At 51.3% G+C, this 5,408-nt stretch carries 4 protein-coding genes and 1 pseudogene; all 5 read left to right on the forward strand.

Annotated features, from left to right (window positions below; translation table 11 throughout):
* Positions 1 to 1,018: RHS repeat domain-containing protein (locus AC27IQ_RS18330; RefSeq protein WP_487090316.1), on the forward strand; the 1,018-nt coding region annotated here is incomplete at its 5' end.
* Positions 1,019 to 1,027: 9 nt separating this feature from the next.
* Positions 1,028 to 1,558: a hypothetical protein gene (locus AC27IQ_RS18335; protein ID WP_487090317.1), complete on the forward strand. Its 531-nt coding sequence runs from the start codon at positions 1,028 to 1,030 to the stop codon at positions 1,556 to 1,558.
* A gap of 373 nt (positions 1,559 to 1,931) precedes the next feature.
* Positions 1,932 to 3,401: pseudogene (locus tag AC27IQ_RS18340) on the forward strand (RHS repeat-associated core domain-containing protein); the annotation flags it as partial.
* Positions 3,402 to 4,399: 998 nt separating this feature from the next.
* Positions 4,400 to 4,873, forward strand: coding sequence for a hypothetical protein (locus tag AC27IQ_RS18345; protein WP_487090318.1), 474 nt, complete (start codon positions 4,400 to 4,402; stop codon positions 4,871 to 4,873).
* Between the two features lie 192 nt (positions 4,874 to 5,065).
* The coding region (locus AC27IQ_RS18350) for a hypothetical protein (protein WP_487090319.1) at positions 5,066 to 5,408 on the forward strand (343 nt) is incomplete at its 3' end.

Raw genomic sequence — 5,408 nt, forward strand, 5'->3', positions numbered from 1 at the left:
CCAGCTGCGCTGGAATGCCGATCACCAACTGGTCGAGGCCAGCACCACGCGCCATGGGGTCACGCAAACCACGCGCTATGCCTATGACGCGCTGGGACGGCGCGTGTCCAAGGCCGACTCGTTCGGCGTCACGGCACTTCCTGTGGGGATGGCGGATCTGATGGTGCACAGCCAGCGTGGGGGCAAGGAGGCGCTGTTCGTTTATGAGCCAGCGAGCTTTGTACCCTTGGCAACGGTTCAGGGCACGCAGGACCGATCGGAGACGTATTGGTACCAGTGCGACCAGATCGGCGCTCCGCTTGAACTGACGGATGCTCAGGGGCACATTGCCTGGGCGGCGGATTACAGGGCCTGGGGTGAAGCCAGGTTGCGAACAGTGGCGAGGACCGGCACCGATGACGCGCCGGTCCGACGCCGCATGGGCAACGGGCCGGGGGCGAGTTGGAGCGAGGACGCCAGTGGCCGTTCATACGCACCACTACCTATTGAGCAACCCTTACGGTTCCAGGGGCAGCAATTCGATGAGGAAACCGGGTTGCATTACAACCGATTCAGGTATTACGACCCGGGAGTGGGGAGGTTCGTCAGTGAAGATCCGATTGGATTACTCGGCGGTATCAATCTATTCATTTATGCACGTAACTCAAACAATTGGATTGATCCCAAAGGTTTGGCAGGGGCAAAAGGCACCCTCAGTGGCCCAAAGATTCCAAACCAAACCCAAACCGGTTTAAGCACTGGAGAGGGCGGTAAAGGTATATCCAATCCTGCAGTACAAGAGGCTTACAACAATGTACCTCATGAATCTCGCAGCCAATACCACGGGGAATGCGCCGAAGCTGACGCGTTAAGCAATGCAGCCAATGCCGCCGGCATCACGACACTTGACAAACTTAAAGAAATGTCCTCTGGCGCATTATCCAAGGTATGGCGAAACGACAAAAAAATGAAACCTATGCATGCTTGTCCTTCATGCGGACATGTGCAAAAACAACTCGGCATCAAAGATTGCAATTGAGATTTTAGAATGACCAACTCAAAAAGATCAGATATAAAAATCCTGAAAATAATAGGCAAAATATATAAAATTAAAGATATCAAATTCGAAGAAATACAAGAAATAATACATGATTTCGCTGAAGAATTTTTATCCAATAAACTTCCCGAAAAAATCAAAAATGACAACCAAAAAGATATTGAAAAAATAACTTTATATAACGAAACCATACGTGGTTTCTTGCAAGGAAAAATAGATCTGGAAACACTCAGAAGAAGAAGAGTGGAATGTCTTATTCTTACCGACAAGCTATATGAATCTCATCTGAAGAACATAACTGCATTCATCGCAAAAGGTCTCTTTGACAAAGGTGTGGCTTCATACGATGAAGAATATGGCGCATATATGTATTTCGAGACTTTGTTGTTCACCCTCCAAAAACTGGAGGACGCATCAACTTGCGATTATTTTCTAAATTACATATCTAATCATTCAGTAATGAAAAAATATGAGAATTCTCAAATTCGAAATGCAACAACTCCCCGCAGCAAAGGTTCATGATTCTGCCGCGGCCTTAATCATCCTATTTGCTAAATTTTCCATAGTAAACTTTTTAATTTTTTCGACGGCATAACGCACTTCGCGTACGAACCCGACAGCTTTGTGCCGCTGGCAAGCATCCAGGGCACGCAAAAGAACCGACAAACCTACTGGTACCAGTGCGACCAGTCTGGCCTACCACTACGACCGCGCCGGCCGGCTGATCGCCCTGGATAACGAGAACCGCGCACAGACCACCTTCCGCTACAACCTGCGCGACCAGCTCACCGACGAGATCGGCTTCGACGGCCGCTGGCAGCGCTACGTGTACAACGCCGCTAGTGAATTGACCCACCTGATCAAGCCGGGCGGCACTGATGCCAGGCTAGGCAAGGTGACGCACTTCGAGCACGATGAGTTGGGCAGGCTGCTGGCCAAGCGATCAGCAGGTTCGGATAGCAAAGAGGCTGTCGATGAAGCGATCTACCGTTACGACGCACTGGGCCGGCGGACCCAGGCGAACAATGGCGCCGCTCATCTGTCCTTTGCCTACGACCCGGTGGGGCAGTTTCTCAGCGAGACGCAGACGCTCATCGGCCAGGGCGTTCCCGATCTGCCGGCGCGGATAGGCCGAGCCGCAACCGCTGGCGGTCAGGACATGCAGCGCACCCTGCGCCACCAATACGATCCACAGGGCAACCGCATGCAGACGCTGCTGCCCGATGGGCGAACGCTGAACTGGCTGTTCTACGGCTCCGGCCACCTGCACCAGATCAACATCGCGCTGCCCGAGGTGGCGGGCCAAGCGCCTTTGCCGCATCAGGTCATCGCAGACATGGAACGTGATGCGCTGCACCGCGAGCTCGAACGCAGCCAGGGGAAAACGTCCAGCCAATACGAATATGACCCGGCCGGCAGACTGATCCACCATCGGATCGGTCATCGCGCCAGCGGCAACGTCGCCGCTCAGCCCTTGCTGGAGCGGGCCTATGCCTACGACCTCTCGGGCCAACTGGTGGCCCGGGGCGACACCCTGCGCGGGCGCCAGGACTTCCGCTACGCCCCCACGGGCCGCATCCTGGCCGCCCTGCCCGGGGCTGGCAGCCACCAGCCGCGCGAGCTGTTCGCGTTCGATCCGGCGGGCAATCTGCTGGATGGCGGCGAGGCGCAGGTCGGGCGGCAACACAGCAGCAAAGCCAGGGCCGGCCCGGGCGTGGTTGGTGATAACCGCCTGCGCTTTTATCAGGACATGCACTTCAAGTACGACGTTCATGGCAACGTGACGAAGCGCACTCGGGGCAATCAGAAGGGAGGCAATACCAGCGTCACGACCCTGCGCTGGAATGCCGGCCACCAGTTGGTCGAGTCCAGCACCACATGCCATGGCGTGACGCAGACCACCCGCTATGCCTACGAAAGCATCCAGGGCACCGAAGAAAACCGGCACACCTACTGGTATCAGTGCGACCAGATCGGCGCGCCGTTGGAGTTGACCGATGCGCAAGGGCAGATTGCCTGGGCGGCGGATTACAAGGTTTAGGGGGAAATCACGCTGCGGACCGTGGTGAGGACGGGGACAGATGACCGCCTCATCCAGCGTCAAATGGAGCATGGGCTGGGGATGGAAGGGCACGGCAGCCAAAGCAGCGCACGTTCATTCGCTCCTGCGCCGATTGAGCAACCCTTCCGCTTCCAAGGGCAATAGTTTGATGAGGAGACCGGGCTGCATTACAACCGCCACCGATATTACGATCCGGCGGTGGGGAGGTTTGTTAGCCAAGATCCGATTGGATTAAGAGGCGGCGCAAACTTATTTCAATATGCTGCCAACACGGCTTCTTGGAAAGACCCACTCGGGCTCAATTCGCAAAGAAAAAAACCTAACCAAATCAATCGTAAATGTTATTGCGAAAAATGGAAACTAGAAAATAACGACCGTGAATGCAAAGGGCATGTGCCAGGCGTTGGTCACGCCACTTATGCTAGACAAGCGGGGACAGATCTCTGGTATTCGACGGACAAGACACAACATGGCAGCAGTGCCTTCAAAATGTTTCAGGAAAAAGGCGGGAAATTAATCTGGCAAGCGGACCTTGATGAATACGGGGACATCATGGCAAAGCATAAATCGGACGTTGGAAAAGAAGTAGATATTAAAAGCATGAAATGCAAGGACTTACAAATGCCAAAAGAAGATTATTTTCAATCAGCAGATAAATTAATGAAAGAAAACAGTGTGGGCGATACCTTTTCCACCGATGTGCCGCCAGATTGGCCCGTTGAAGCATGGGAATATTTGCTTGGAGTAAAGTCTGATTTATGGGATGAGGAAAATCTACATTTCTGGATATCCCATCATACTTATGCTCCAGAGAAAATAGTTCGTCTGCTTGCGCAAAGCCCACATTGGCGCGTGCGATCACGAATCGCACAAAAGAGAAATTTACCAGAAGATCTTTTTAAAATAATGTCAGAAGACGGCGACGAGGCTGTGAGATCTAGTATTGCTCAAAACAAAAAAACTCCAGCCACCATCGTACAATCTCTTATTAACGATCCTGCGGAAATTGTCCGCCGAGTCGTCCAATATAGGCTCTCGAAAAATCCCAATCCGACCAAACATCGAAAAAATCAAATATAAATCGGCGGATTCAAAATTAAGGCGCAACACCGGAGGCTGTATTTTCAGAGCAGCTACCGAACGGCTTCAAATCCCAAGCCATTGCAGATACAACGAACCGCGCCGGCACAAACCGATGGCTCACCAGCTATCCGCTATTCATTCAATAGCATCAAAACCAATTAGCACTATGGCCTAGGCCACTTTTCACCCAAGATTGCGCCAAATAAGGGAATGAGACAATGGAAGAAGAATATCGTCCCGACATGGAAGTCGCGAAAATTTTGGAGAAAAAATATAACCTTGATGATTTATCATTTCAGGATGCACAGCAAATAATATACAATTTTGCGACAGAAATTTTGATTGGCAACGATTCAATTCAAAAAGAAAATAAAGAAAAAGCCACTCAATACATTAAAAAAATAAACGATTTTATTTTTGGGAAAATTGACACGCTAACACTTCGAAAGTTCAGAGTCGAAGCCATAAAATTCTCCAAAACAATAGAAAAACAACCGGACAAGAATATTATTGAATTCATCACGAAAGGTTTGTTTGACGAAGAAATGTCAATGTTTAATGAATATGGAGCAGAAATGCATTTTGAAATGTTACTCTTCACTTTAAAAGAAACTGAGGAATCTAAAATTTGCCAACAATTTCTAGATTTCCTGTTATGCAGCCCAATAATGAGGAAGCATGAGTCATCTTGAGCCAATTCTCGATAATCATTCCCAATTTGCTATGCATTCAATAGCAATCAAGCCAATCAGGACTAGGGCATCCGGTCCTTTCCACCCTTTCTTCGGTGTGCGTGATTGAGTCAATCCTCTTTCGCTCCTAGATCGATAGCAACTGAGAAATATTCCACTAGGGCAACACGCCTAAAACACCCTCACCCGCCTTTGCGGCTCTTTTCCCCCACCGCCACCTCCCTCGTCCCTACCTTCACTTTCCTGTCCATGGGCACGCACATCTTCAGCGGCGGCGAGGGCGCGATCACGCAGGTGGCCAACGGCTGGACGTTCGATCCGGCCACGCCCGTCAAGCTCAAGACCAGCGGCAAGCAGGGCACGGCCTGGCACAGCAACAACAGCAAGGCCATCCTCATCCCGCTGGGCACCATCAAGGAACACGGCACCGACATGTCCAACCGCTACGGCGCGATGGACCAGGGCAAGCACGATCCTTCCAGCACCATCGTGGGCTGGTTCACCAACGTCCGTGACCATGTGAACCAGCATGTCA

The organism is Acidovorax sp. KPB24-07, assembly GCF_057543315.1.

Bases quoted from the DNA above. Each gene is read 5' to 3' on its own strand.
- AC27IQ_RS18345 (WP_487090318.1), top strand. From the start codon at position 4,400: ATGGAAGAAGAATATCGTCCCGACATGGAAGTCGCGAAAATTTTGGAG.
- AC27IQ_RS18335 (WP_487090317.1), top strand. From the start codon at position 1,028: ATGACCAACTCAAAAAGATCAGATATAAAAATCCTGAAAATAATAGGC.